This is a genomic window from Actinomycetospora callitridis (assembly GCF_028737265.1).
GTDB lineage: Bacteria > Actinomycetota > Actinomycetes > Mycobacteriales > Pseudonocardiaceae > Actinomycetospora > Actinomycetospora callitridis.
On record NZ_JAQZAK010000010.1, the window covers coordinates 56550 to 81905 of the forward strand.

General features: G+C 73.6%; 23 protein-coding genes and 1 tRNA gene. 12 read left to right on the top strand and 12 right to left on the bottom strand.

The features are described 5' to 3' along the window. Positions 1-16: 16 nt before the first annotated feature. Complete coding sequence (locus PH191_RS24570; protein WP_274197261.1) at positions 17-475, bottom strand: RidA family protein; 459 nt, start codon at positions 473-475, stop codon at positions 17-19. After that, the gene (locus PH191_RS24575; protein WP_274188644.1) at positions 472-639 is read right to left on the bottom strand and encodes a Sp36 family protein; all 168 of its coding nucleotides are present in this window, start codon (positions 637-639) and stop codon (positions 472-474) included. The genes PH191_RS24570 and PH191_RS24575 overlap by 4 nt, the downstream gene beginning before the upstream one ends. A 95-nt stretch (positions 640-734) precedes the next feature. Between PH191_RS24575 and bagA the strand changes: the two genes are divergently transcribed. Together bagA and bagB are read left to right on the top strand one after the other, a co-directional pair. Continuing rightward, positions 735-1751 (top strand): ATPase BagA, encoded by a 1017-nt coding sequence (gene bagA, locus PH191_RS24580; protein WP_274197262.1) that lies wholly within the window; start codon positions 735-737, stop codon positions 1749-1751. Next, positions 1751-2926 (top strand): ATPase BagB, encoded by a 1176-nt coding sequence (gene bagB, locus PH191_RS24585; RefSeq protein WP_274197263.1) that lies wholly within the window; start codon positions 1751-1753, stop codon positions 2924-2926. Before bagA ends, bagB begins: the two co-directional genes overlap by 1 nt. Here the strand turns inward: bagB and PH191_RS24590 are convergent. Continuing rightward, positions 2923-3318 carry a WhiB family transcriptional regulator gene (locus PH191_RS24590; RefSeq protein ID WP_274197390.1) on the bottom strand — a complete coding sequence of 132 codons (396 nt, stop codon included), beginning with the start codon at positions 3316-3318 and terminating at the stop codon, positions 2923-2925. The genes bagB and PH191_RS24590 overlap by 4 nt on opposite strands. Positions 3319-3586: 268 nt before the next feature. On the opposite strand from PH191_RS24590, the gene PH191_RS24595 reads away from it, so the two are divergent. The 7 genes from PH191_RS24595 (at position 3587) to PH191_RS24625 (ending at position 11229) form a co-directional block, all read left to right on the top strand. Next, positions 3587-5974 (top strand): penicillin-binding protein, encoded by a 2388-nt coding sequence (locus PH191_RS24595; protein ID WP_337994096.1) that lies wholly within the window; start codon positions 3587-3589, stop codon positions 5972-5974. Beyond that, positions 5971-6963, top strand: a complete 993-nt coding sequence (locus PH191_RS24600) for a metallophosphoesterase (RefSeq protein ID WP_274197264.1) — start codon at positions 5971-5973, stop codon at positions 6961-6963. Before PH191_RS24595 ends, PH191_RS24600 begins: the two co-directional genes overlap by 4 nt. 23 nt (positions 6964-6986) lie before the next feature. Continuing rightward, positions 6987-7060 (top strand) — tRNA-Pro (locus PH191_RS24605). Between the two features lie 300 nt (positions 7061-7360). Continuing rightward, positions 7361-8038, top strand: a complete 678-nt coding sequence (locus PH191_RS24610) for a DsbA family oxidoreductase (RefSeq protein ID WP_274197265.1) — start codon at positions 7361-7363, stop codon at positions 8036-8038. Next, a complete protein-coding gene (locus PH191_RS24615) occupies positions 8038-8916 on the top strand; it encodes an SDR family NAD(P)-dependent oxidoreductase (RefSeq protein WP_274197266.1) in 879 nt (292 codons plus the stop codon). The genes PH191_RS24610 and PH191_RS24615 overlap by 1 nt, the downstream gene beginning before the upstream one ends. A gap of 328 nt (positions 8917-9244) precedes the next feature. Continuing rightward, positions 9245-10132, top strand: a complete 888-nt coding sequence (locus PH191_RS24620) for a hypothetical protein (RefSeq protein WP_274197267.1) — start codon at positions 9245-9247, stop codon at positions 10130-10132. A gap of 59 nt (positions 10133-10191) precedes the next feature. Further along, positions 10192-11229, top strand: a complete 1038-nt coding sequence (locus PH191_RS24625) for a glycoside hydrolase family 18 protein (protein WP_274197268.1) — start codon at positions 10192-10194, stop codon at positions 11227-11229. A gap of 17 nt (positions 11230-11246) precedes the next feature. Here the strand turns inward: PH191_RS24625 and PH191_RS24630 are convergent, their stop codons facing one another. Beyond that, entirely contained in the window at positions 11247-12260 is a 1014-nt protein-coding gene (locus PH191_RS24630) for an alcohol dehydrogenase (protein ID WP_274197392.1), read from the bottom strand. Between the two features lie 200 nt (positions 12261-12460). Here PH191_RS24630 and PH191_RS24635 point away from each other — a divergent pair, with 200 nt between their 5' ends. Both PH191_RS24635 and PH191_RS24640 read left to right on the top strand, forming a co-directional pair. Then, the gene (locus PH191_RS24635; RefSeq protein WP_274197269.1) at positions 12461-14851 is read left to right on the top strand and encodes a glycerol-3-phosphate 1-O-acyltransferase; all 2391 of its coding nucleotides are present in this window, start codon (positions 12461-12463) and stop codon (positions 14849-14851) included. Beyond that, positions 14838-16301 carry an HAD-IB family hydrolase gene (locus PH191_RS24640; protein WP_274197270.1) on the top strand — a complete coding sequence of 488 codons (1464 nt, stop codon included), beginning with the start codon at positions 14838-14840 and terminating at the stop codon, positions 16299-16301. Before PH191_RS24635 ends, PH191_RS24640 begins: the two co-directional genes overlap by 14 nt. A gap of 78 nt (positions 16302-16379) precedes the next feature. On the opposite strand, the gene PH191_RS24645 is transcribed toward PH191_RS24640, so the two are convergent. Both PH191_RS24645 and PH191_RS24650 read right to left on the bottom strand, forming a co-directional pair. Then, complete coding sequence (locus PH191_RS24645) at positions 16380-17111, bottom strand: enoyl-CoA hydratase (RefSeq protein ID WP_274197271.1); 732 nt, start codon at positions 17109-17111, stop codon at positions 16380-16382. 7 nt (positions 17112-17118) lie between these two features. After that, positions 17119-17922 (bottom strand): SAM-dependent methyltransferase, encoded by an 804-nt coding sequence (locus PH191_RS24650; RefSeq protein ID WP_274197272.1) that lies wholly within the window; start codon positions 17920-17922, stop codon positions 17119-17121. 83 nt (positions 17923-18005) lie between these two features. Here PH191_RS24650 and PH191_RS24655 point away from each other — a divergent pair, with 83 nt between their 5' ends. Then, the gene (locus PH191_RS24655) at positions 18006-19874 is read left to right on the top strand and encodes a S9 family peptidase (RefSeq protein ID WP_274197273.1); all 1869 of its coding nucleotides are present in this window, start codon (positions 18006-18008) and stop codon (positions 19872-19874) included. 19 nt (positions 19875-19893) lie between these two features. Here PH191_RS24655 and PH191_RS24660 read toward each other — a convergent pair whose 3' ends face one another. From PH191_RS24660 to PH191_RS24685, 6 genes are all read right to left on the bottom strand, one after another. Continuing rightward, the gene (locus tag PH191_RS24660) at positions 19894-20370 is read right to left on the bottom strand and encodes a Dps family protein (protein ID WP_274188656.1); all 477 of its coding nucleotides are present in this window, start codon (positions 20368-20370) and stop codon (positions 19894-19896) included. Positions 20371-20450: 80 nt separating this feature from the next. Next, positions 20451-21935 carry a catalase gene (locus tag PH191_RS24665; RefSeq protein ID WP_274197274.1) on the bottom strand — a complete coding sequence of 495 codons (1485 nt, stop codon included), beginning with the start codon at positions 21933-21935 and terminating at the stop codon, positions 20451-20453. Positions 21936-21969: 34 nt separating this feature from the next. Further along, positions 21970-22476 carry a Fur family transcriptional regulator gene (locus tag PH191_RS24670; RefSeq protein WP_274197393.1) on the bottom strand — a complete coding sequence of 169 codons (507 nt, stop codon included), beginning with the start codon at positions 22474-22476 and terminating at the stop codon, positions 21970-21972. Between the two features lie 97 nt (positions 22477-22573). After that, positions 22574-23626, bottom strand: a complete 1053-nt coding sequence (locus PH191_RS24675; protein WP_274197275.1) for an aspartate-semialdehyde dehydrogenase — start codon at positions 23624-23626, stop codon at positions 22574-22576. A gap of 2 nt (positions 23627-23628) precedes the next feature. Then, a complete protein-coding gene (locus PH191_RS24680) occupies positions 23629-24894 on the bottom strand; it encodes an aspartate kinase (RefSeq protein WP_274197276.1) in 1266 nt (421 codons plus the stop codon). 92 nt (positions 24895-24986) lie between these two features. Next, positions 24987-25346, bottom strand: a complete 360-nt coding sequence (locus PH191_RS24685) for a hypothetical protein (protein WP_274197277.1) — start codon at positions 25344-25346, stop codon at positions 24987-24989. Positions 25347-25356: the final 10 nt, after the last annotated feature.

The window sequence follows — 25356 nt, forward strand, 5'->3', positions numbered from 1 at the left end:
GGGCCCGGAACCCAGCTCACGTGAGGTCGACGACGACCTCAACCTCGACCGGGGCCCCCAGCGGCAGCGCCGCCACTCCGATCGCCGAGCGGGCGTGTTCGCCCGCTCGGCCGAACACGGCACCCAGGAGTTCGGACGCCCCGTTGACCACCTGCGGCTGACCGCCGAACCCGGGCGCGGACGCCACGTAGCCGACGACCTTGACCACGGAGTGGATGGCCTCGAGCCCCACGAGGGCGTCGATGGCCGCCAGCGCGTTGAGCGCGGCGATCCGGGCGTACGCCGCGGCGTCGTCCGGATCGACCTCGGCGCCGACCAGTCCGGTGGCCGGTAGCTCCCCGCCGACGAGCGGCAGCTGCCCCGAGGTCCAGACCTGGTCGCCCGTCCGGCGGGCGGGCACGTAGACGCCCTTCGGGGCGGCCACCGCCGGGAGCTCGAGCCCGAGCTCCTGCAGCCGCTCCCGGGGCCCGGTCACGCCCGCGGCTTCTTCAGGTAGGCCACGAGCTGCTCACCGGTGGGCCCGGGCAGCACGGTGACCAGCTCCCAGCCGTCCTCACCCCACTGGTCGAGGATCTGCTTGGTGGCGTGGGTCAGCAACGGAACCGTCGCGTACTCCCACTTCACGGCATCCGCACTCATGTGGGCGAGGGTAGAGAAGGCCCCCGACACCGCTGTGACCCGGACCCCGTCCGCGCCGCCCGCGAGTGCGCGGGACCGGGCCTAGGGTGGACGGCGTGACCGATCAGCGCTGGCCCGCCGCCCTCGCCGAGGCCCGGCTCCACGTGGTGAGCGGCAAGGGCGGCACGGGCAAGACGACGCTCGCCGCCGCACTGGCCCTCGCGCTCGCCGCGGGCGGGCGCCGCACCCTGCTCGTCGAGGTGGAGGGCCGGCAGGGCATCGCCCAGGTCTTCGACACCCCGCCGCTGCCGTACGCCGAGCAGCGCATCGCCGTCGCCCCCGACGGCGGCGAGGTCCGCGGGCTGTCGGTGGACGCCGAGGCGGCCCTGCTCGAGTACCTCGAGATGTTCTACAACCTCGGCCTCGCCGGCCGGACGCTGCGGCGGATGGGTGCGATCGAGTTCGCGACGACGCTGGCGCCGGGCCTCCGGGACGTGCTGCTGTCCGGGAAGGTCAAGGAGTGCGTCGGGCGCACCGTCGGCGAGGACCGCCGCGGGGGACGCCGTGTGCCGCTCTACGACGCCGTCGTGCTCGACGCGCCGCCGACGGGACGCATCGTGAAGTTCCTCGACGTCACCAAGGCGATGGGCTCGCTCGCGCGCACCGGCCCGATCCACACCCAGAGCGAGGGCGTGGTGGAGCTGCTGCACTCCTCGCGCACCGCGATCCACCTCGTCACCCAGCTCGAGGACCTGCCGGTGCAGGAGACGCTCGACACCGTCGACGAGCTCGCCGAGGCCGGCCTGCCCACCGGGGCGGTGCTGGTCAACCGCATCCGCCCCTCGCGCCTGCCCGCCACGGCGCTGACCGGGGCGGCGACCGGCGCGGGGCTGGGCTCCGGGCTGCGCTCGGGGCTGGAGGCCGCCGGGCTGTTCCTGAAGGACGAGGAGGTGGACGGGCTGGTCAGCGAGACCGTCGAGCACGCCGAGCGGGTGCAGATCGAGTCCGCGGTGCGCTCGCGCCTCACCGCGGCCGGCCTGCCCCAGCTGGAGCTCCCCGAGCTCACCGAGGGCGTCGACCTGGGCGGCATCTACGAGCTGGCCGAGCTGCTGCGCGAGCAGGGGGTGCGCTGATGGCCGCCGACCGGACCGACGCCGCCGGGACCCGCGGGGGACGTCCCCGCCACCTCGACCTCGACGGGCTGCTCGCCGACCGCGACACCAAGGTGCTCGTCTGCTGCGGCTCGGGCGGGGTCGGCAAGACCACCACCGCCGCCGCGCTGGCCCTGCGCGCCGCCGAGCAGGGCCGCCGGGTGGTCGTGCTGACCATCGACCCGGCCCGCAGGCTCGCCCAGTCGCTGGGCCTCGAGGAGCTCGACAACGAGCCGCGGAACGTGCCCGGCGCGCTACGCAACACCGCCGACCGGGGTGACGGCGAGCTGCAGGCGATGATGCTGGACATGCGTCGGACCTTCGACGAGATGGTCTCCGGTCACACCACGCCCGACCGCGCGCAGGCGATCTTCGACAACCCCTTCTACCAGACCATCTCCACCTCGTTCTCCGGGACGCAGGAGTACATGGCCATGGAGAAGCTGGGCCAGCTCTCCAGCACCGGCGCCTGGGACCTCATCGTCGTCGACACCCCGCCGTCACGGTCGGCCCTGGACTTCCTCGACGCCCCGCAGCGGCTCTCGTCGTTCCTCGACGGGCGCATGATCCGGCTGCTCTCCGCACCGGCCCGGGCCGGCGGGAGCGCCCTGCGCAAGATCGTCGGCTCGACGTTCAGCCTGTTCGCCAAGGCCGTCTCGACGATCCTCGGTGGGCAGATGCTGGCCGACGCCTCGGCGTTCGTGCAGGCCTTCGACACGCTCTTCGGCGGCTTCCAGGAGCGCGCGAACGCGACCTACCAGCTGCTGCGGGCCCCGGGCACCTCGTTCGTCGTGGTCGCCGCCCCGGAGCCCGACGCCCTGCGCGAGGCGAGCTACTTCGTCGAGCGCCTGTCGTCGGAGCGCATGCCGCTCGCCGGCCTCGTGCTCAACCGCACCCACCCGGTGCACGCGACGCTCTCGGGCGCGCGGGCCCGGGAGGGCGCCGAGACCCTGGAGTCGGCGCGCGGCGACGAGCTGGCCGCGGCCGTGCTGCGCCTGCACGCCGACCGCGTCGAGACCGCCGAGCGGGAGCGCCGCGTCCTCGGGCGCTTCACCCGCGCGCACCCCACGGTGCCGATCATCGACGTGCCCGCGATGAGCACCGACGTGCACGACCTCGACGGTCTGCGCGAGATCGGCCGCCGCCTGGCGTCCTAGCCGACGTGGCGCTGCGTCCCGCCCGCGGCGGGACGGGCCGGCGCGGCAGGGCGGGCCGGCGCACGGCGCGTGCGGGCGGGAGCGTCCGGGTCGGCCGGCGGGCTCGCGAGCGCCGCCCGGCGGGCCGACTCGAGCAGGGCCGCCCACGAGATCACGTCGGGCCGGCGCTTGAGCAGGGCCCGGCGCTCGCGCTCGGTCATCCCGCCCCACACGCCGAACCGGATGCGGTTGTCCAGCGCGTGCGCGAGGCACTCCGTGCGCACCGGGCAGGCCTTGCACACCTCGCGGGCGTCGCGCTGCTGCGCGCCCTGGACGAACAAGGTCTCCGGGTCGTCGTCGCGGCAGCGCGCGGAGTGCCGCCAGTCGAACGAGGTCGCCGAGCTCGCCGTCACGAACGGCACCGACTCACCTGTCACGTCGTGTCCCCACCCTCGTGTCCCCGTGCGGGCGCCTCGTCCGCGGACACACCTCCCCGCAGGTGCGCCACACGTGCGCGCGCCGGATCCGTCCCCGGGCGCGCCCTGCCCGTCACTGGGGTCTGACGCACTGTATGGGCGCACGGTTCCCGTCACAACGGGATCCACTGCGCACCGTCGCGCGGCACCGACGCGCGGGCCGCGCCGACAGGTCGTTCACGCCCCACCGCGTACCCTCACCGTCGTGGCGAGGGGCGAACGGAACATCGGTGCGAAGGTGCGACCGATCACGAAGCTCCTGGCGATCTGCCTGGTGGCGGGCGTGATCGTCGCGGGCATGACCTTCCCGTTCGCGGGCGCGATGGGGCTGATCTCCAACGACGCCAGCGACACGGTCAACGCCACGTCGTCGGACCTCGCGGCCGGCCAGCTGCCCGGGGTCTCGACGGTCACCGACAACCAGGGCGCGCCGATCGCCTACCTCTACGAGCAGAACCGCACGCCGGTCTCGCTGCAGCAGATGTCGCCCGCCATGCGCGGCGCGATCGTCGCGATCGAGGACCGCCGGTTCTACGAGCACGACGGGGTCGACTGGACCGGCACGCTGCGCGCGCTGGTGACCAACCAGACCGCGGGCTCCACGCAGCAGGGCGCCTCGACGCTCACGCAGCAGTACATCAAGAACTACCAGCTCTACGTCACGGCGCAGACCGAGTCGGAGCGCCTCGAGGCCACGGAGCCGACCTACGCCCGCAAGCTGCGCGAGGTGCGCGTCGCCCTGCAGCTCGAGCGCCAGCTCGCGTCCGGGCGCACCAAGCAGGAGGCCAAGGACGAGGTCCTCGAGCGGTACCTCAACATCGTCTTCCTGGGCAACAACTCCTACGGCGTGGCCGCGGCGGCGCGCACGTACTTCAACACCACGCCCGAGCGGCTCACGGTGCCGCAGGCCGCGCTGCTGGCCGGCATGGTGCAGTCGACCACCCAGTTCGACCCGACCCGGCACCCGCAGGCCGCCACCGGCCGGCGCAACGAGGTCATCAACCAGATGCTGGGCCAGGGCATGATCACCCAGCAGCAGGCGCAGGAGGCCGTCGCCTCCCCGCTCGGCATCGTCGAGCCGCTGGCCACGCCGCCCAACGGGTGCATCGGCGCCGGCAACGCCGCGTTCTTCTGCAAGTACGTCGTCGACTACCTCGGCGAGTCCGGCATCTCGTCCGAGCAGATCAACCGCGGCGGCTACACGATCCGCACCACGCTCGACCGCAACGCCATGAACGCCATGCAGCAGGCGCTGAACGACGAGGTGCCCGCGCAGCAGCGCAACGTCGCCGACGTCATGTCCACGGTCCAGCCCGGACGTGACCGCCACCGCGTCGTGGCCATGGGCGCGAACCGTATCTTCGGCGTGGACGGCGACGCCCTGCAGACCAGCTACGGCCTCCCGTGGGAACCGGTGAACCTCGGCGCCGGCTCGACGTACAAGATTTTCACTGCGGCCGCCGCCCTCGAGGAGGGGCTGGGCATCAACTACCAGATGCCGATCCCGCCCGACGGTTACGCGTCGCCGATCTACCGCGACGGCGCCGGGAACCCGTTCCCGGTGCGCAACGCCGAGGAGGGGCTCGCCCCGTTCCTGAGCATGACCGACGCGCTGGCCCAGTCGCCGAACACGGGGTTCGTGAAGCTCATGGAGACCACCGGCGTCCCGCCGGTGGTGGACATGGCGGTCCGCCTCGGCCTGCGCTCCCTCGCGGAGCCCGGGCCGGACGGGTCGTCGATCGCCGACACCGCCCGCGAGCAGAACCAGGGCTCGTTCACCCTCGGTGTCACGCCGACCAGTCCCCTCGAGCTCGCCAACGTCGGGGCCACCCTCGCCTCGAGCGGGATGTGGTGCCCACCCACGCCGATCGAATCGATCACGGACTCGAGCGGGGCGCCCGTACCGGTCGTCGAGCAGCCCTGCGAGCAGGTCGTCGACCCGGCGCTGGCCGACACCCTGATGACCGGGCTGAGCAAGGACGACCAGCCCGGCGGCACCGCCGCCGCCGCGGCCGCCGCGAACGGCTGGAACCGCCCCCTGTCCGGCAAGACCGGGACGACCCAGAACAACCGGTCGGCCGCCTTCCTCGGCTTCAACACGCAGTACGCCGGCTTGGTGATCACCTTCGACGATTCGTCGTCGCCCCGGACGCTCTGCGACGGCGGTGGCGAGAACCCGCCGTTCCCGTGCGGTGACGGCAACCTCTTCGGCGGCACCACCCCGGCCCGCACCTGGTTCAAGGCCATGAACCCGTTGTTCGCCCCGCTGCCGGTCGCGCCTCTGCCCCCGACGAGCCCGCGCTACCTGCAGGGCGGCACCAACGAGCAGGTGCCCGAGGTCGTCGGCGAGCAGGTCGACGAGGCCACCGAGGAGCTGCGCGACGCCGGCTTCCAGGTCGCGCAGACGCAGGTGGGCAACCGTGCCCCGGCCGGCACGGTCGTCGGGCAGAACCCGCGCGGCTCGGTCCTCCCCGACCAGGTCGTGACGCTGCAGGTCTCCAACGGGACCGTGCCCTCGCCCCCGACGCCGCCGAGCGGCCCGCCACCCTTGGCGGGGGGAGCGAACACCGGAGCGACGGGAGGCGGCGGATGAGCGGGACGACGATCGCGGGGACGGCCCTGCGCGCGGCCGCGGGCGTGACCGCCGCCGGGGCCCTCGGACTGGGCTACGCGGTCGGGGTCGAGCGGCACTGGTTCGCGCTGCGCCGGGCTCGCCTCGAGGTCCTCGACCCGGTCACCGCCGCCGGGCGGACGCTGCGCGTGCTGCACGTCAGCGACCTGCACCTGCGGCCCGGCCAGCGCCTCGAGCAACGGTTCGTCGAGGGGCTCGCGGAGCTCGAGCCGGACCTCGTGGTGAACACCGGTGACAACCTCTCCCACCGGCGCGCCGTGCCCGAGGTGCTGCGCGCGCTGGGGAGCCTGCTCGACAAGCCCGGCGTCGTGGTGTGGGGCAGCAACGACTACCACGGGCCGAAGCCGAAGAACCCCGCGCACTACCTCGTCAACCCCCAGCACCGGGTCCTCGGACCCGAGCTGCCGTGGCGCGACCTGCGCGCCGCGTTCCTCGAGCACGGCTGGCTCGACGCCACCCACGCCCGGCACACGCTCACCGTGAACGGACTCCGCCTCGCGATCGGCGGCGTCGACGACCCGCACATCGGCCGCGACGACTACGACCGCATCGCGGGCCCGGCCGACGAGCCCTACGACCTGCGCCTCGGGCTCAGCCACTCCCCCGAGCCCCGGGTGCTCGACGCGTTCGCCGCCGACGGCTACGACCTCGTGCTCGCGGGCCACACCCACGGCGGCCAGCTGCGGCTGCCCGGGTACGGCGCGATCATCACCAACTGCGGCGTCGACCGCTCCCGCGCCCGCGGCGCCTCGCGCTGGGGCTCCCACATGCGCCTGCACGTCTCGGCGGGTCTCGGCACCTCGCCGTACGCCCCGGCGCGGTTCTCGTGCCGTCCCGAGGCCACCCTGCTCGACCTCGTGCCCCGCCCCACCCCGCCCTCGTCGACGCCGGCCACCGCTGACGAGCGCGGGGGACGGCCCCCGTCCGCCCGGTCGGGGGCCAACGGGTAGAGTTCCCACTGCGCGATCGCCTCCGGGGTGTGGCGCAGCTTGGTAGCGCGCCTCGTTCGGGACGAGGAGGCCGTGGGTTCGAATCCCGCCACCCCGACGCTGTGATGTCTCGCGACATCCGCACAGCCCCGGACCCTCACGGGTTCGGGGTTTTCTGCGTCCCGGGGTCCGGCCGGGGCGAGGAGCGGTTCGCGGACGAGGTCGCCGGTGGTGGCGTCGACGACGCGGATGTGGCGGTCGTGGCAGTTCCCGTCACAGCGGGCGTCCGTTTGTCCGCCGTCGCGGGCCGGGTAGGCGACGACGGCGCGAGGCGATCCGAGCCTCGCCGTGCTCCGGTCGACCGTCCACTCCCAGCGCGGTGTCCGACCCCCCTCCCCGGAACCGCCCCGGAGGTCCCGTGTCCCGCATCGAGGTCCCGGACGGGACGATCGTGGTCTACACCGACGTCATGTGCGGTTGGTCCACCGTCGCCCTCCACCGCTTCTACCGCGCCCGCCACGAGGCGGGACTGGACGACCAGCTCGAGGTCGACCTGCGCCTGTTCCTCCTCGAGGACGTCAACCGGACGCCGCTGACCAGCAGCATCATCGAGCCCGAGAAGCCCGTGGTGGGTCCGCTCGAGCCCGATCTGGACATCACGCCCTGGCAGGGTGACCTCTCGGCCTGGCCGGTGACCTCGCTGCCGGCCAACGAGGCCGTGCACGCGGCCCGCGCGCAGTCCCCGGCCGCGGCCGAGCAGCTCGACATGGCCCTGCGCCTCGCGTTCTGGCGGGACAGCCGCTGCGTCAGCATGCGGCACGAGATCCTCGCCATCGCCGACGGCTGCGAGGCCGTCGACACCGACGAGCTGCGCGCCGCACTGGACGACGGCCGGGCCCGTGGGCCGATGATGGCGCAGTACCTCCGTGACCGGGACGTCGTCGCGGGCAGCCCGCACTTCTTCCTGTCCGACGGCTCCGACCAGCACAACCCCGGGATCAGCTTCCACCAGCAGGGCACCACCGGTGCCGGGTTCCCGGTGCTCGACGGCGACGACCCGAAGGCCTACGACGAGCTCGTGCGCAGGGCCGCCTGATGCCGGCGGGCAGCACCCCCGAGGTCGTCCTGATCACCGGCGCCTCGAGCGGCATCGGCCGCGAGACCGCCCTGGCCTACGCGCGGCGCGGCGCCTCCCTCGTGCTCGCGGCCCGCTCACCGGAGGCCCTCGAGGACACCGCGCGCCACTGCGAGGCCGCCGGGTCCGGGCCGGTCGAGCCGATCCCCGTCGACATCGCCGACCGGGAGCAGGTCGAGTCGCTGGTCCGCCGCACCACCGACCAGTTCGGCCGCGTCGACGTCGCCGTCCTCGACGCGGCCCAGACGGCGTTCGGCCGGTTCGACGACATCGACCCGGACGTGTTCGACGCCGTCATCGCCACCAACGTCACCGGTACCGCGAACACCGTCCGCGCGCTGCTGCCCGTCTTCGGCGAGCAGCGTGGCGGCCACCTGGTGATCCTCAGCTCGGTGCTGGGGCACGCCGCCGTGCCGTGGCAGGCGCCCTACATCATGAGCAAGTTCGCGCTGAGCGCCCTCATCCGCGTCCTGCGTCAGGAGGAGCCGGCGCCCGGGCTGCGGGTGCACGGGATCTATCCGGGCCCGGTCGACACCCCGCTCTACCCGCGGTCGCCGAACAGCACCGGTCGGCAGCCGCGCGTGCCGCTGCCCGCCCTCGACCCGGCCACCGTCGCCCGCAGGATCGTCGCCGCCACTGAGCGCGACCGGCACAGCGACGACAGCGTCGGGCCCGGCAACAGTGCGATGGTCGCGCTCTACCGGCTCGTGCCCCGGGTGTTCGACCGCGTCATCGGGCGGGCTCTCGAGGCGGCCGGGCTGTTCGGCCCGCCCGTGGCGCCCTCGGACGGGCACGCCTTCACCGGCGCCGACGACCCCGCCGCCTCCCGCCCCTCGTGAGGCAGGCCCCCTCCACCGTGTGGATGGGGGCCTTCGTCGTTTCGGACGAGTGAGGCTGCTTCCCCCGTCGGAACCACACACGTGGCGGTCTCCGTCCGGTAACGACACGATGTCGACGGACGATGATCCTCCCGGATCACCCTGTCGGGGGGCTCTCACACGGATCGGGGACACCATGCGACACGGAGGGGCACCGCAGCCGCCCACCGGGCGGCACGCCGCGCCTGCGCGGCCTGCCACCGCCGCGCCCGTGACGGGCGGACGGCACTCGGCCGGACCGGAGTCCGGAGCCTCGCGACGCGACACCGAGTCCCGACACCCGACGCGCGTGGCCGACCTGCTGGCGGACCCGGCGGCCGCGACCCGGCAGGCCGCCGCGCTGCCCACGCCCCGGCCGGCTCCCGAACCCCACACCCCGTCGACACGGGCCGTCGCCCGCCCGCGCCACGCGGAGGCGCCGGGACACGCCGTCCCGCTGCAGGGCCCGGTCCCCCGCCCGCTCCCGCCCACCGGCGCGACGCAGGCCACGGCGGCCGCCCCGGTCGACACCACCGCCGGCCCCGCACCCGTGCGCGTCAAGCGCCCCGCCGCCCGTCGCTCCGACCCGGAGGAGATCGCCGCGCGGGCGACGACGACGCTGATCAGCGCCTCGCCCGACCCGGACCGCGCGGCCCGCCGGGCCGCGGCCGCCGCCCCCGCAGCCCCCACCGCGCTCGCCGCCCCCGTCCCGGTCGCCGGGGCCGCACCCGTGTTCGCCGACCGCACCGGGCGCCGGGCCCGCCGCTGGCGCACCGCCGCGATCCTGGCGACCGCCGTCTGCGCGTCCTACGTCGGCGTCGTGGCCGTCGGCGCGGTGGCCGGGCCGGTCGGGCCGACCTCCTCGCCGACGCTGCTGCCGGCGCCGACGACGGCTCCGCCGGCGCCGACCGCGATCCCGGGGCCCGCGGCGCAGAACGTCGCCGAGGTCGAGCCGACGGCGACGTCGACCACCACCCGCTCCGCGCGCGCCACCACGCGCAGCACGCCCCGTTCGACCACCCCGAAGGCGCGCGTCGCACCGCGCCCGGTCGTCGTCGCGCCGGTCCCCGTGGTGCCGCAGGCTCCCGCCCGCGCCGATCCGGCGCCGGACGCGGACACCCCGAACGGCCAGAACGCCCAGAACGGCGACGCCGCCGACGCCGCCGACGCCGCGAACGACGCCGGCGCGGACACCTGAGCCGGCCCCGCCGCAGCGCGACCCGGCCGTCGCTGCGGGCCTTCCTGCTCGCCACCCTCGTGGCGGTCCTGATCACCGCACCGGTGGTCACCGGCGAGACGCCGACGCCCGAGCCGGCGCTGGCCGACGTCGTCGAGGCCGGGGGCGCGTCGGCGGACGCCCCGCGACGTCCCGGTGTGGCGGCTCCCGAGGGCCCGCTGCCGACGGTCGGGATGGCGCCCTACGTCGACCTGACCACCCCGCCCCTGCCGACCATGACCGACATGGCCGACGCGACCGGCCACGCCGACGTGGTGCTCGCCTTCGTCCTCGCCGGGGCCGACGGCTCGTGCGCTCCGACCTGGGGCGGCACGACCCCGCTGGCCGACCCCGCCGTGATGGCGCGGGTGGCCGGCCTGAAGTCGCGCGGCGGCACGGTGACGGTGTCGTCGGGCGGCGCGCTCGGTGACTACCTCGAGAAGGCCTGCCCGGACGCGCCGTCGCTCGCGCGCGCCTACGGCGCGGCGCTGGACGCGGTCGGCACCGACCACCTCGACGTCGACGTCGAGACCGACAGCGGCCGCGAGGTGTCGTCGCGCCGCATCGCCGAGGCCCTCGCCCTGCTCCAGCGCGAGCGCGGCACGCGGGTGACGCTGACCGTGCAGATCGACGGCGTGAGCGAGGGCATGAGCGCCGACGCCGTCGACCTCGTCCGCGAGGCCACGACCGCCGGCGTCGCCGCGCGCGTGAACCTCATGGTCATGAACTTCTCGTACGAGGGCGCCTGGGCGGACGCCATGACCGGTGCCGCGCGCACCGCCGTCGGCCAGCTCGAGGCCCTCTGGCCGGGCAGCGACCCCGTCGACGTCCGACGGCGCACCGGGATCACGTTCATGCTCGGGCGCAACGACATGGACATGACGACGACGCCCGAGGACGCGCAGGCCGTCGTCGAGGACGCCCGCGGCAACGGCTACGGCGGCGTCGGCTTCTGGGCGCTCGCCCGGGACAACGGCTCCTGCCCCGGCACCGAGGACGAGACGGACGACTGCAGCGGCATCGAGCAGGAGCCCTGGGCGTTCACGCGGATCGCGCAGGGCTTCACCGCCCCTCGCTGATCACGGCCCTACGCTGATCACTGCCCCGTGGTCAGCACCATCCGGAACCGCGCGTCGTTCGCCATCATCCGGTCGTAGGCCTCCGCGGCCTTCTCGAGCGGCATCGTCTCGATCATCGGGCGGACGTCGGTGAGTCGCGCGAAGCGCAGGGTGTCCTCGGAGTCGATCGAGGTGCCCGAGGCGTGCCCGTTGATGCTCGCGACCGGCCCGATGAGGCTCATCGCGTCGACCTGCAGCGGGGTCTCCGCGGCCCCGACGACGAGCAGCTGCCCGCGCCGGTCCAGCCCGCCGACGAGCGAGGAGATCGCCTCGCCGCTGGTCGCGGTGGCCAGCACCACGGTGACGCCGCCCATCTGGGCGAGCGCCCGGGCGGGGTCGCCGGCCTCGCTGTCGACGTAGTGGTGCGCTCCGAGCTCGCGGGCGAGGTCCTCCTTCTCGCGCCCCCGCGACACCGCGACGACCTCGAAGCCCATGCGGGCGGCGAACTGGATGCCGAGGTGGCCCAGCCCGCCGACGCCCTGGACCGCGACGCGGTCGCCCGGACGGGCCGGGCTGGAGCGCAGCGCGTGGTACGTCGTCACGCCCGCGCACATGAGCGGGGCGGCCTCCTCGGGGGAGAGCTCGTCGGGCACGTGGGCCAGTGCGTCCGCCGGGACGACGACGGCCTCGGCGTAGCCGCCGTCGAAGGTCACGCCGGGGATGCGTCCGTTCTCGCAGGTGATGAAGTCGCCGCGGCGGCACGGGTCGCAGTGGTGGCAGGCGCCCCCGAACCAGCCCACGCCGACGCGGTCGCCGGGGTTCCAGTCACCGAGGACGTCGGCGCCGACCTCGTCGACCAGCCCGACCACCTCGTGGCCCGGGACGATCGGGAAGGGCGTCGCCGGCATGACGCCCTCCTTGGCGAACATGTCGCTGTGACAGACCCCGCAGGCCTGCACGCGGACACGGACCTCGCCGCGGCCGGGGGTGGGCACGTCGCGCTCGACGAGCTCGAGAGCACCGCCCGCCTGCGGGACCTGGACTGCGCGCATGGTGGCCACGCCTGTGCCTCCTTGTTCGACTCTCCACCGGTCGTCGATGGCGTACCCGGGCACCCGGGCCTGCACGCGGACCGTCCGGCCCGGTCGGACCTTCACGGTCGGTCGCCGGACCACCCCACCCGGTAGGGTCCGGAGCAGGCACGACGGTGACGCCGGATGCGCGGTGTCGCGAGATTCGGGAGGTGCGAGACGTGAGCACCCAGGTCGACACGGCGGTCCTCCCGGACTCCGGGGACCGGCCCCTCGTCGTCCTCGTCGACGCACCCTCCGGCATGGAGCGGCGCCTCGTCGACCGCTGGCTCGGCCGGGTCCGCGGGGACGGGCGGGCGGGCGGGCGCGGCCTCGAGGTGCTGCCCGCGGACAGCGAGCAGCTCGCCGCGCGCCTGACGCGCGGCGACAACCCGTTGCTCGTCCCCGTGCGGGTGGTGTGGGCGACCGATCCGGAGCCCGACGGCACGCTGCTGCGCCTCGCCGACGTCCTCACCCGCGGTTGGGCGCTGCGCAACCGCGCCCGGGCCGCGCGTCGCAGCCCGCCGCAGCACGAGGTGGTGGTCGGACGCCCGGCCACGGTCCGCGAGCTCCTGCGCCGCCACCGTCGCGAGCGAGACTCCACCGACACCGCCGACTTCGTGCGGTTCGTGGCCCGGCAGGCGACGCTCGCGCTCGACCGCGCCGAGCGCGCGCTCACCGGCAACCGCTTCAAGGTGCCCCGCGAGGTGGCGTCGCAGATCATCGGGTCGGCGCACTTCAGCCGCGAGATCCGTCGGCTGGCCGCCGAGACCGGCCGCCCCGAGGACGACGTCTCCGCCGAGGCGGCCGCCGACCTCGAGAGCATCGTCGCCTCGCTCGACCCCAGCGCCGTCGACCTGTTCTCGGGCGTGCTGCGCCCCATGCACGAGAAGGCGTGGACCGTGCACGCCGACATCGCGGGGCTCGAGCCGCTGCGGGAGCTCAACGCCGAGCACGCCCTGGTCTTCCTGCCCTCGCACCGCTCGTACACCGACCCGTTCGTGCTGGCCGACGTGCTGCGCAGCAACGACTTCCCGCGCAACCACGTCCTCGGCGGCGACAACCTGCGCATCCTCGGGCTCGAGCAGCTCGCGCGACGCAGCGGCATCATCTTCATCCGGCGCAGCTTCGGCGGGGACCCGGTCTACAAGGCCGTGGTGCGCGAGTACTTCTCGTGGCTGTCGGCGAAGCGCTTCAACCTCGAGTGGTACATGGAGGGCGGGCGCACCCGCACCGGGAAGCTCCGGCCGCCGAAGTACGGGCTGCTCTCCGACGTCGCCAGCGCCGTCGAGACCCGGCGCGCCGAGGACGTCTACCTCGTGCCGGTGTCGATCATCCACGACCAGCTCCAGGAAGTGCACCAGATGGCGGCCGAGCAGACCGGCGCCACCAAGACCCCGGAGGGCCTGCGCTGGCTCGCGGGCTACGCCCGGGCGCAGCGCCGTCCGGTCGGCGGGGTGCACGTCAGCTTCGGCGAGCCGCTGTCGCTGCGCGCCGCGCTCTCCGCGGCCAACGACCCGGCGCTCGACGTGCGTCCGAGCCAGGCGGGAGAGGACACCGACGGCGTCGCGGCGGAGGACTCCGCGGCCCGCCGCCTGGCCCTGCAGAAGACGGCGTTCGAGGTCTTCGTCCGCATCAACCGCGTCACGCCGGTGACGCCCATCGCGCTGGCGGCCCTCGCCCTGCTCGGGGTGCGCGACCGCGCGCTGACGCTCTCGCAGGTCCGCCGGGTCGTCGAGCCGGTGCTCGACTACGTCGACGCCCGCGGCCTGCCGCACACCGGCATCGGCTCCCTGCGCACCAACGGCGGCGTCGCGGAGGCGCTCCTCTCGCTGCGCCGGGAGAAGGTGGTCAGCGCCTACACCGAGGGCTCCGAGCCGGTGTTCTCGGTCGAGCGGGGCCACCACATCGTCGCCGCGTTCTACCGGAACTCGGCGATCCACCACTTCGTCAACCGCGCGATCGTCGAGCTCTCGATCCTCGAGGTCGGCGACCTCACCGGCCGGGACGCGCTCGCGCGCGGCTTCCAGGCGGCCCTGGATCTGCGCGACCTCCTGAAGTACGAGTTCTTCTTCCCCGACAAGGAGACGTTCCGCGAGGAGCTGATCCGCGAGCTCACGCTCATCGACCCCGACTGGCAGTCCGGGGTCGACGACGTCGCCCGCACCCAGAAGCTCCTGCGCCAGAGCCGGTTCCTGTGTGCGCACCGGGTGCTCCGGTCCTTCGTCGACGCGCAGTGGGTGGTGGCCGAGCGCCTCGCCGAGCACGACCCCGACACGCCCGTCGACGAGGACGCGCTGCTCGACCGGTCCGCCGCCGTCGGGCGTCAGCTGCTGCTGCAGGGCAAGCTGCACGGGCCCGAATCGCTGTCGCGGGAACTCTTCGCCTCCGCGGTGCGGCTCGCCTCCAACCGGGGTCTCCTGGTCCCGACCCCCCCTCGTGAGGGGGAACCGGACCTGGCGACCCGTCGCCGGGCGTTCGCCGCGGAGATTCGCGGGGTAGTGGAACGAGTTGTGACCATCGACGAGACCGACGCGACGAACCGACAGGAGTCCGCGGGTGTCCGACCCTGAGACCAGCACGGCGGTCACCGCCGCCGACCTCATGGACGCGGTCGCCGCGGCACCCGAGGGCCCCCAGGTGGGCGCGTTCTTCGACTTCGACGGCACGGTGATCGCGGGCTACTCGGTCACCGCCTTCATGCGTCACCACGTCAAGAACCTCGACCTGCACCCGCGCACGACGATCGAGACGCTGGTCAGCGGCTGGCAGGGCCTGCACGGCGAGGAGGACTTCCGCAAGTTCCTCGGCATCACGCTGCGCACCTGGGCGGGCCGGACGCCCGCGGAGCTCGAGAAGATCGGCAACCAGCTCTTCCGCGACGAGATCGGCCCGAGCGTCTACCCGGAGGCGTGGCGCCTGATCCGCCTGCACCTGGAGAAGGGCCACACGGTCGTCCTGGCGAGCTCGGCCACCCGGTTCCAGGTGGAGCCGGCCGCGAAGGCCCTGGGCGTCGACCACACGATCTACACGGCCGTCGAGGTCGGCGAGGACGGCACGCTCACCGGGCACCCCGACGGCCGCTCGCCCTACGGCGAGGGCAAGGCCGCGGCGGTCAAGGAGTTCGCGGCGAGCCACGACGTCGACCTGGACGCGAGCTTCGCGTACTCGAACGGCGGCGAGGACGTCCCCTTCCTGGCGACCGTGGGCCACCCGGCCGCGGTGAACCCCAGCGCGGGACTGCGCCGGGACGCTGCGGAACGCGCCTGGCCCGCACTCGACTTCGACGGCCGCCCGTGGACCACGCCGATCGAGATCGGCCGCACCGTGGCGACGTTCGCCGGGATGATGGGCGGCTTCGCCACCGGCCTCGGCCTCGGCCTGCTCGGCGGCTCGCGGCGCGCCGGGCTCAACCTCGGCATCGGGCTCGGCGGTGACCTTTCGCTGATGGCCTCGGGCGTCTCGCTCGACGTCCACGGGGCCCGGCACATCTGGGAGGCCCAGCCGGCGGTCTTCCTGTTCAACCACCAGAGCCAGCTCGACGTCCTCGTCCTGGGCGGGCTCCTGCGCGGCAACTTCGCGCCGGTGGCGAAGAAGGAGCTGGCCAACGACGTGCTGTTCGGCGGGCTCATGCGCCTGCTCGAGACGGCGTTCATCGACCGCGCCGACAACGCCCAGGCCCGCAAGGCCCTCGAGCCCGCCGTCGAACGGCTGCGCGAGGGCACCTCGATCGTCATCGCCCCCGAGGGCACCCGCTCGCCCACCCCGACGCCGGGCAAGTTCAAGAAGGGCGCGTTCCACCTGGCCATGCAGGCCGGCGTGCCGATCGTCCCGCTCGTCTTCCGCAACACCGGCGAGCTGATGAGCCGCAACGCGCTGATCATCCATCCCGGCGTCGTCCAGGTCGCCGTGCTGCCGCCGATCGACGTCTCGTCCTGGACCCGCGCGGACCTCGACGAGCGCATCGAGGGCGTCCGGCAGTCCTACATCGACACGCTGGCCCACTGGCCGGGCGAGGGCTGACCGGGCGGCGGTCAGCGACCCCTCCGCCGGCGATCTGCCCCTCGTGCGGAGGAGCACGAGGGGCCGTCGCTTCGGCGGTTAGCGACCCCTGAACACCGGCGGCCGCTTCTCCGCCCGGGCCCGGCGACCCTCGACCAGGTCCTCGCTCGCCCAGCAGGCGTCGAAGGCCGCGGCGACGTCGTCGGGCACCGGCGCGTCCTCGAGCAGCCGGGCGACGGCGAGCTTGTTGTAGGCCAGCGTGAGGGGCGCGAGGGCGGCCATCTCGGCGGCCCACGCGAGCGCGGTGTCGCGGTCGCCGACGCGGTCGACCAGGCCGGCGGCCCGGGCGGCGTCGTGGTCGAGGCGCTCGCAGGCCAGCAGGATCCGGCGCGCCGCGCCGCCGCCCGCGACGAGCGCGAGACGGCGCACCGTCCACGGGTCGACGGCGAGGCCCAGGCCTGCGGTGGGCAGCCCGAACACGCCCGCCTGGTCGACGACGCGCAGGTCCGCGGCGAGCGCGAGCTGCGTGCCGGCGCCGATCGCGGGCCCGTGCACCGCGGCCACGACGGGCACCGGCACCTCCGCGAGCCGGTGGAGCATGCCGTAGAGCGCGGCGAGGAAGTCCCGGTCGCCGACCGTGTCGAGGTCCGCGCCGGAGCAGAACGCCGTGCCCTCGCCGGTGAGCACGAGCACGCGGGCGCCGTCGGCGAGGGCGGCGTCGACGGCCGCGTGCAGGTCGCGGCAGTGCGCGGTGTCGAGGGCGTTGCGCCGCTCGGTGCGGTCGAGGCGGATCTCGTGGACCGCGCCGTCATGGCGCCGGGTACCGATCACGCGCCGATCATCCCCGGCGGTCGGGTCGCCGCGCGACCACACCCCACAGCCCGCTCGCCGTCTCCTCGGCACGCGGCACCGCGCCCTCCGGGCTCCAGTGCGGCGCGGAGACCCATCCGGGGCCGACCAGCTCCAGGCCCTCGAGCCACGGGTCCATGTCCTCGGGGTCCCGCAACGTCGGCGCGTAGCTCCAGCCACCGTGGTTGATCGTCGACCACGTGTGGACGTCGGGCCGCCCGACGCTCGTGAGGTGCGAGATCGCGACGCCGCTCCCCGGCGCGAGCGCCTCGCGGTAGCGGCGCATCGCGACCGCGGCCACCGCGTCGGGCACGTAGTGCAGGACGCCGACGGCGAGCACCCCGACCGGCCGCGTGAGGTCCAGGAGGTCCCGGACCTCGGGCGCGGCCAGCACCGTCTCCGCGTCGCCCGCGTCGGCCATCAGCACCGAGACGCCTTCGTGGCGCGCGACGACACGCCGGGCGTGCACGACCGCGACCGGGTCGTAGTCGACGTAGGCCACCCGGGCCCCGGGGTGCACGCGGCGCGCGCGGACGTGGACGTGGTCGACGGTCGGCAGGCCCGAGCCCAGCTCGAGGAACTGGTCGATGCCCTCGGCGCACCAGTGGTCCACCACCGCGGCGGAGAAGCGTCGGTGGCCCCGGCACAGGTCGCCCATGGCGGGCAGGACCTGATCCACCTCCGCGGCGAACTCCCGGTCGACGACGGTGTTGTCGTCGCCACCGAGATAGTGGTCGAACACGCGCGCCAGATTCGGCGGCGTCTCCTCGTCGTCCGGCCCGAGATCGGTCATTGGTCACTCCCCCCGGTGCGCATCCTCTCCCACCGGCCGGTCCACCCGGCGGCAACGGCACACCGACGGGCAGGATTCGGGTCATGACCGCGCCGTCGCCGCACCGCCGCCAGGACCCCGCTCCGGAGATCCCGGACGCCCTGTTCGCCGACGACGCCGTCGAGAACCGCTGGCGGGGCCGGTTCACGGCCGCGCGCGTCTCGGTGCCCGATTGGGCGCGGGATGCCCCGGACCACAGCGTCTACTCGTCGAACGCCACCGGGACCTGGGAGATCTACGCCTGGGACCGGTCCACGGACACCCATCGGCGGGTCACCGATCGGCCGAACGGCACACGGGGCGGCGCGGCGAGCACCGACGGCACCGCGATCTGGTGGTTCGACGACACCGACGGCGACGAGTTCGGGGTGTGGGTCCGCGAGCCCTTCGACGGCGGCTCGGCCGAGCCGGCCGTCTCGGGCGCTCAGCCGGGCTACCCGGCGGGGCTCGACCTGGGTCGGCGGACGGTGGCCGTCGGCTGGTCGACCGACGACGGGTCGACGCTCGCGGTCAGCGAGGGCAGTGACGACGGGTGGGGCGAGGCCCGGGTGGTCTACACGCACACCGAGGACGCCGGGATCGGCGCGCTGTCGCGCGACGAGACGCTGCTGGCCATCTCGCACGCCGAGCACGGCGACTCGCGCCACCCGGCGATCCGCGTGCTGCGTGTGCCCGACGGCGTCGCGGTGGGCGAGCGGCACGACGGCGAAGGCAAGGGCCTGGACCCGATCGAGTTCGCGCCGGTCGAGGGCGACCAGCGTCTGCTGGTCGGCCACGAGCGCCGGGGCCGCGACGAGCTGCTGATCTGGGACCTGGCGACCGACACCGAGACGGTGCTCGACATCGACCTGCCCGGCGACCTCACCGCCGGCTTCTACCCCGACGCCTCGGCGCTGCTCGTCGCCCACACCCGCGCGGGCCGCACGACACTGCACCGCTACGACCTCGCCACGGGTGCGCTGTCCGAGCTGCCGACGGCCGCCGGGTCGGTCGGCGGCGCGGACGTGCGCCCCGACGGGACCGTCGAGTACGGCTGGTCGTCGGCGGCGTACCCGTCGTCGGTGCGCGCCCTGCGCCCGGACGGCACCGACACCGAGCTGCTCGCTCCGCCCGGGGACCGACCCGAGCCCTCGGTCGCCCTCGAGGACGCGTGGGTCGACGGGGTCGCCGGTCCCGTCCACGCGCTGTGGACCCGGCCGGCGGGCACGACCGGCCCCGTCCCGACCGTCTTCATGATCCACGGAGGCCCGCAGGCAGCCGACGAGGACCGCTGGTCGCCGGTGCGCGCGGTGTGGGTCGACGCGGGCTTCGCCGTCGTGCACGTGAACTACCGCGGCTCGTCGGGCTACGGGTCGGCGTGGCGGGACGCCATCGAGGGACGCCCGGGCACGACCGAGCTCGAGGACATCGCCGCCGTGCACGACTGGGCCGTCACGTCGGGGCTCGCCGACCCGGCTGCCTGCGTGCTCGAGGGCTGGTCCTGGGGCGGATACCTCACGCTGCTGGGCCTCGGCCGCCAGCCGGAGCGCTGGGCCGTGGGCTGCGCGGGCGTCCCGGTGGCGGACTACCTCGCGGCGTACGAGGACGAGATGGAGCCGCTGCGCGCCTTCGACCGGTCGCTGTTCGGCGGGTCGCCCGAGCAGGTTCCCGAGCGCTACACCGAGGCCTCACCGCTCACGTGGGTGGACGCGGTGCGGGCCCCGGTGCTCCTGCTCGCCGGCGAGAACGACCCCCGCTGCCCGATCCGCCAGATCGACAACTATCTCGACGCCCTGGCCGAGCGGGGGCGGGAGTACGCGATGGTGCGCTACGACGCCGGGCACGGGTCCCTGGTGGTGGCCGAGACCCTGCGGCACACGGTCGCCGAGATCGCGTTCGCCCGCCGCGCGCTCGGGCTCCCCGTCCCCGCCTGACGGACAGGACTCGACGGGCTCAGGCCGTCTTGGCCTGCCACATCCAGTGGGCCTCCTCGAGCTTCGCCGTCTGGGCGATGAGCAGGTCCTGGGTGACCGGGTCGGGCTCGTCGGTGGCCTCGATGCGCTCGCGCATGCGCTCGATGAGGCGGGCGAGGGTCTCGACGACGGCCTCGTTGACGTCCTCGACGTCGCGCCAGCCCTCCTCGGTCTTCTGCAGACCGCTGCTCTTGGCGACGGTCTCGGTACGGCCGTCGGGCGAGACACCGATGGTGGCGGCGCGCTCGGCGACCTCGTCCGAGTAGGTCCGCGCGAGCTCGACGAGCTCGTCGAGGTGCAGGTGCGCCTCGCGGAAGTTGCGGCCGACGACGTTCCAGTGCCACTGCTTGGCGGTCAGCGACAGGTCGACGAAGTCGGCCAGGCTGTCCTGCAGGACGGCGCCGACGGTCTGCTGCGCGTCGTCGGGCAGCGGGCTCGTGATGGGGGCGGTGGCCATGGTGGTGTTCTCCCTTCGAGCACCACGGCCCACCCCACCAGGTGTGTGGGGCGGGCCGTGGCGACGTGTGAGCGCGGGGCTCAGCTCTGGCTGAGCACCTTCTGCTCCTTGCCGGTCAGCTCACGGACGCGGTCCTCGACGCGCTGACCCATGCCCTCGTCGATCGACTTCCAGTAGTCGAACGCGCGGGCGAGGACGTCGTCGCCGACGCCCTTGGCGAGGTGGCCGGAGACGTTCTCGACGAAGCGGTCTCGCATGTCGTCGTCCCAGACCTCGAGCATCATCGTGCGGGCCTGGACCTCGTCGGTGTCCTCGGCGTGCGGCACGTAGGCCGCGCGCTGGATCTGGCCGTCCGAGTACCACGTCGGCGGCTGGATCGTCTCGGTCGTCTGCGGGCCGCCCTTGGTGTTCGGCGCGTAGACCGGGTCCGGCGCGTTCACGACGCGCATCGCGCCCGCCACGGTGTACGGGTGCGCGTCGGTGCCCTGCGGCGAGTTCACCGGGATCTGCTTGTAGTTGACCCCGAGCCGGGCGCGGTGCGCGTCGGCATAGGAGAAACCGCGGGCCAGCAGCATCTTGTCCGGCGACAGACCCAGCCCGGGCGGCTGGTTGTTCGGCTCGAACGCGACCTGCTCGATCTCGGTGTGGTAATCGACCGGGTTCCGGTTCAGCGTCATCTTCCCGACCTCCTGGAGGGGGTAGTCGCTGTGCGGCCACACCTTCGTCAGGTCGAACGGGTTGAACCGGTAGGTCTTCGCGTCCTCGAACGGCATGATCTGCACGTGGAGGGTCCAGCTCGGGAACTCCCCGCGCTCGATCGCCTCGTAGAGGTCGCGCTGGTGGTAGTCGGCGTCCTCACCCGCGAGGCGGCCGGCCTCCTCCTCGGTCAGGCACTCGACGCCCTGGTCCGACTTGAAGTGGTACTTGACCCAGAACTCCTCGCCGGCCGAGTTGATCCACATGTAGGTGTGGCTCGAATAGCCGTTCATGTGGCGCCAGTCCTTCGGGATGCCCCGGTCGCCCATGAGCCACGTGACCTGGTGCTTCGACTCGGGCGAGAGCGTCCAGAAGTCCCACTGCATGTCGTGGTCGCGCAGGCCGTTGCGGGCGAGGCGCTTCTGCGACCGGATGAAGTTCTGGAACTTCATGGGGTCGCGGATGAAGAAGACCGGCGTGTTGTTGCCGACCATGTCCCAGTTGCCCTCGCGGGTCCACAGCTTGAGCGCGAAGCCGCGCGGGTCGCGCCAGGTGTCGGGGCTGCCCCGCTCACCGGCGACGGTGGAGAAGCGGATGATCCCCTCGGTGGTCTCACCGGGCTGGAAGACCGCGGCCTTCGTGTAGGCCGACACGTCCTGCGTGACCTCGAACGTCAGGAACGCCCCGCTGCCCTTCGCGTGCGGCTGCCGCTCCGGGATGCGCTCGCGGTTGAAGTTCGCCATCTGCTCGATCAGGTAGTGGTCCTGGAGGACCAGGGGTCCGTCCGTCCCGACCGTCGCGGAGAACTCGTGGCTGGGCGCCGGGATGCCGGCATCGTCGGTGGCGTCAGAGCGATTCGGGTTGGTCACGTTCGCCTCTCCTCGTGGTGGTGGCTCTCGTGTCTCACCGTGACGGGATCGAACTCGTCCCGTCGGTGCTGGTCAGCGGGGTACCCGCTCGCGCAGCCCGGCAGGCCGGGCAGGTGCCCCAGAAGACGATCTCGGCCTCGTCGACGACGAAGCCCCCCGCGTCGGACGGGGCGAGGCACGGACGCTCGCCCACGACGCAGTCGACGTCGGCGGTCGCGCCGCACGCGCGGCAGACGACGTGGTGGTGGTTGTCGCCCGTGCGTGTCTCGTACCGCGCCGCCGAGCCCGCGGGCTCGATCCGGCGCACCAGGCCGGCGTCCACGCACGCGGCGAGGACGTCGTACACGGCCTGGGTGGACACCGACCCCAACCGGCCCCGCACCGCCGACGCCACGGCGTCGGCCGTGGAGTGGGGGTGCTCGCCGAGGACACCGAGCACCGCCTGGCGAGGCGCGGTGACCCGCAGCCCGGCCTGGCGGAGCCGTGCCCGCGGGTCGGCCACGTGGTGGCGCGGATCCGCAGGAGACGCGACCGCAGGCATCGCTGCGGGGACGCCCTCGGGCTCGGTCCGTGAGGTCATGATGACCCCAAGGTGCCACCGAGACTGGAACGAGTCAAGAAAAGCGGGCGACAGCGCCTCAGCTCCGGACGAGCTCCTCGGCGATCTCGTAGGTGTTCAGCGCCGCACCCTTGCGCAGGTTGTCACCGCACACGAAGAAGTCGAGGGTGTCCGGGAAGTCCAGCGCCTGCCGCACGCGCCCGACGTACGTCGGGTCCTCCCCGACGACGTCCGCGGGGGTCGGGAAGCGCTTCGCCTCCGGCTCGTCGACCAGCACGATCGAGGGCTGGGCGGCGAAGACCTGGTGCGCCGTCGCGACGTCGACGGGGCCGGCGAACGTGGCGTGCACGGCGATCGAGTGCGTGGTGATCACCGGGACACGTGTGCAGGTGGCCGACACCTTGAGCTCGGGCAGACCGAGGATCTTGCGGGACTCGTTGCGGACCTTGAGCTCCTCGGAGGTCCAGCCGCCGTCCCGCAGCGAGCCCGCGAACGGCACGACGTTGAGCGCCAGCGGGGCGTTGAACGGGGAGTCCTCGGAGAGCCCGGCGGCCGCGAGGGCCTCGGCGATGTCGCCCTTGCGGTTGCCCACGTCCTTGCCGGCGACGGCGGCGAGCTCGGCGCGCAGGCGGTCGATGCCCTCCTGGCCCGCCCCGGACGCGGCCTGATAGCTGGCGACGACGAGCTCGCGGAGCCCGAAGGCGCGGTGCAGGGCACCGAGAGCGGCCATCATCGACAGCGTCGTGCAGTTCGGGTTGGCGACGATGCCCTTCGGCCGCGTGTGCGCCGCCTCCGCGTTGACCTCGGGCACGACGAGCGGGACCTCGGGGTCCATGCGGAACGCGCCGGAGTTGTCGACCGCGATCGCGCCGCGGGACACCGCGACCGGCGCCCACTCGGCGCTGATCTCGTCGGGCACGTCGAACATCGCGATGTCGATGCCGTCGAAGGCCTCGGGCGCGAGCGCGACGACCTCGATCTCCTGGCCGCGCACCGTGAGGCGCTTGCCCGCCGAGCGCGGCGAGGCGATCAGGCGGATCTCCGACCAGGGCACGGTCTCCCGCGCGTTGATGATGTCGATCATGACGGAGCCCACGGCCCCGGTCGCGCCGACGATGGCGAGGGTGGTCATGGTCAGCGTCCTGTTCCCGCGTGCACCACGGCCTCCTCGTCGCCCCCGAGGTCGAAGGCGGCGTGGAGGGCGCGGACGGCGTCGTCCAGCTGGGTGTCGCGCATGAGCGCGGAGATCCGGATCTCCGAGGTGTTCATCATCTCGATGTTCACGCCGGCGAGCGCCAGCGACTCGCAGAACGTCGCGGTGACGCCCGGGTGGCTGCGCATGCCGGCGCCCACGAGGGTCACCTTGCCGATGTGCTCGTCGTAGATGACGTCCTCGTGCCCGACCTCGCCCTGCACGGCGGACAGGGCGGCGACGCCCTTCGGGCCGTCCTTGACCGGGAGGGTGAAGGTCACGTCGGTCTTGCCCGTCTTCAGGTGCGACACGTTCTGCAGCACCATGTCGATGTTGATCTCGGCGTCGGCGACCGCGCGGAAGATGCGCGCCGCGAAGCCGGGCTGGTCGGGCACGCCGACCACCGTGATCTTGGCCTCGGACCGGTCGTGCGCGACGCCGGTGAGGACGGCCTGTTCCACGCTGAGCTCCTCGATCGACCCGACGATCGTCGTGCCGGGCTTGTCGTTGTACGACGAGCGCACCCGCAGCGGCACGCCCTCGCGGCGGGCGTACTCCACGGCGCGCAGGTGCAGCACCTTGGCCCCGCACGCGGCCATCTCGAGCATCTCCTCGTAGGTGATGGTCTCGAGCAGCTTCGCGTTCGGGACGATGCGCGGGTCGGCGGAATACACGCCGTCGACGTCCGTGTAGATCTCACACACGTCGGCCTTCATGGCCGCGGCCATCGCGACCGCGGTCGTGTCCGACCCACCGCGGCCGAGCGTCGTGATCTCCTTCGAGTCCGCGCTGACGCCCTGGAACCCCGCGACGAGCGCGATGTGGTCCTCGGCGAGGGCGGCGTGGATGCGCCCGGGGGTGACGTCGACGATGCGGGCGTCGCCGTGCTTCCCGGTGGTGATCATGCCGGCCTGCGAGCCGCTGAACGACCGCGCGCGCCCGCCCTGGGCGTTGATCGCCATGGCCAGGAGCGCGTTGGAGATGCGCTCGCCCGACGTCAGCAGCATGTCCATCTCGCGCGGTGGCGGGCTGGGATGCACCTGCATCGCGAGGTCGGTCAGCTCGTCGGTGGTGTCACCCATGGCGGACGCGACGACGACCACGTCGTGCCCGTCCTTGCCGGTACGCACGATCCGCTCGGCCACTCGCCGGATGCGGTCGGCCGACTGCACCGACGAGCCGCCGTACTTCTGGACGACGAGTACCACCGCGACGGACCTCCACCTGCTGGTCGGCGAACGGCTCCGACCCTATCCGAGGCCCGCGGGCTCACGAGGTGGCTGTCACCACCGTGGAGCGGCTACGGCGCGAGGGCGTTGAGCAGCTTGGAGACGACGATGCCGATCACGAGCCACACGACCGCGGCGAGCCCGAAGTTCAGGATGATCCGCAGCGACTCGCTGGCGGGCAGGAACAGGTCCCCGATGCCCAGCGTCAGGTTGTTCGCGAGATCGCGGAAGAAGATCGTGATGCCGTTGGCGGGGTTGGCCCCGGCCACCGCGAGGATCACGTGCACGACGAGGATCGCCGCGAAGATGACGGTGAGGATCCGGATGACGGATGCCGCCACGGTGAGGACCTTGCGGACTAGTGCGCGCATGTCCTCGGAGGTGTGCGAACGCCGCTGTTCGGACGTGTCCGTGCTCGCATCCTGCGCCATGCGCGACATC

What these genes read in the sequence shown, in the direction of transcription:
- PH191_RS24670 (WP_274197393.1), bottom strand. Translation starts at nt 22,476, where the DNA reads ATGCCTGCGGTCGCGTCTCCTGCGGATCCGCGCCACCACGTGGCCGAC.
- PH191_RS24575 (WP_274188644.1), bottom strand. Translation starts at nt 639, where the DNA reads ATGAGTGCGGATGCCGTGAAGTGGGAGTACGCGACGGTTCCGTTGCTG.
- PH191_RS24650 (WP_274197272.1), bottom strand. Translation starts at nt 17,922, where the DNA reads ATGACCGATCTCGGGCCGGACGACGAGGAGACGCCGCCGAATCTGGCG.
- PH191_RS24600 (WP_274197264.1), top strand. Translation starts at nt 5,971, where the DNA reads ATGAGCGGGACGACGATCGCGGGGACGGCCCTGCGCGCGGCCGCGGGC.
- bagB (WP_274197263.1), top strand. Translation starts at nt 1,751, where the DNA reads ATGGCCGCCGACCGGACCGACGCCGCCGGGACCCGCGGGGGACGTCCC.
- PH191_RS24675 (WP_274197275.1), bottom strand. Translation starts at nt 23,626, where the DNA reads ATGACCACCCTCGCCATCGTCGGCGCGACCGGGGCCGTGGGCTCCGTC.
- PH191_RS24655 (WP_274197273.1), top strand. Translation starts at nt 18,006, where the DNA reads ATGACCGCGCCGTCGCCGCACCGCCGCCAGGACCCCGCTCCGGAGATC.
- PH191_RS24660 (WP_274188656.1), bottom strand. Translation starts at nt 20,370, where the DNA reads ATGGCCACCGCCCCCATCACGAGCCCGCTGCCCGACGACGCGCAGCAG.
- PH191_RS24630 (WP_274197392.1), bottom strand. Translation starts at nt 12,260, where the DNA reads ATGCGCGCAGTCCAGGTCCCGCAGGCGGGCGGTGCTCTCGAGCTCGTC.
- PH191_RS24615 (WP_274197266.1), top strand. Translation starts at nt 8,038, where the DNA reads ATGCCGGCGGGCAGCACCCCCGAGGTCGTCCTGATCACCGGCGCCTCG.
- PH191_RS24685 (WP_274197277.1), bottom strand. Translation starts at nt 25,346, where the DNA reads ATGGCGCAGGATGCGAGCACGGACACGTCCGAACAGCGGCGTTCGCAC.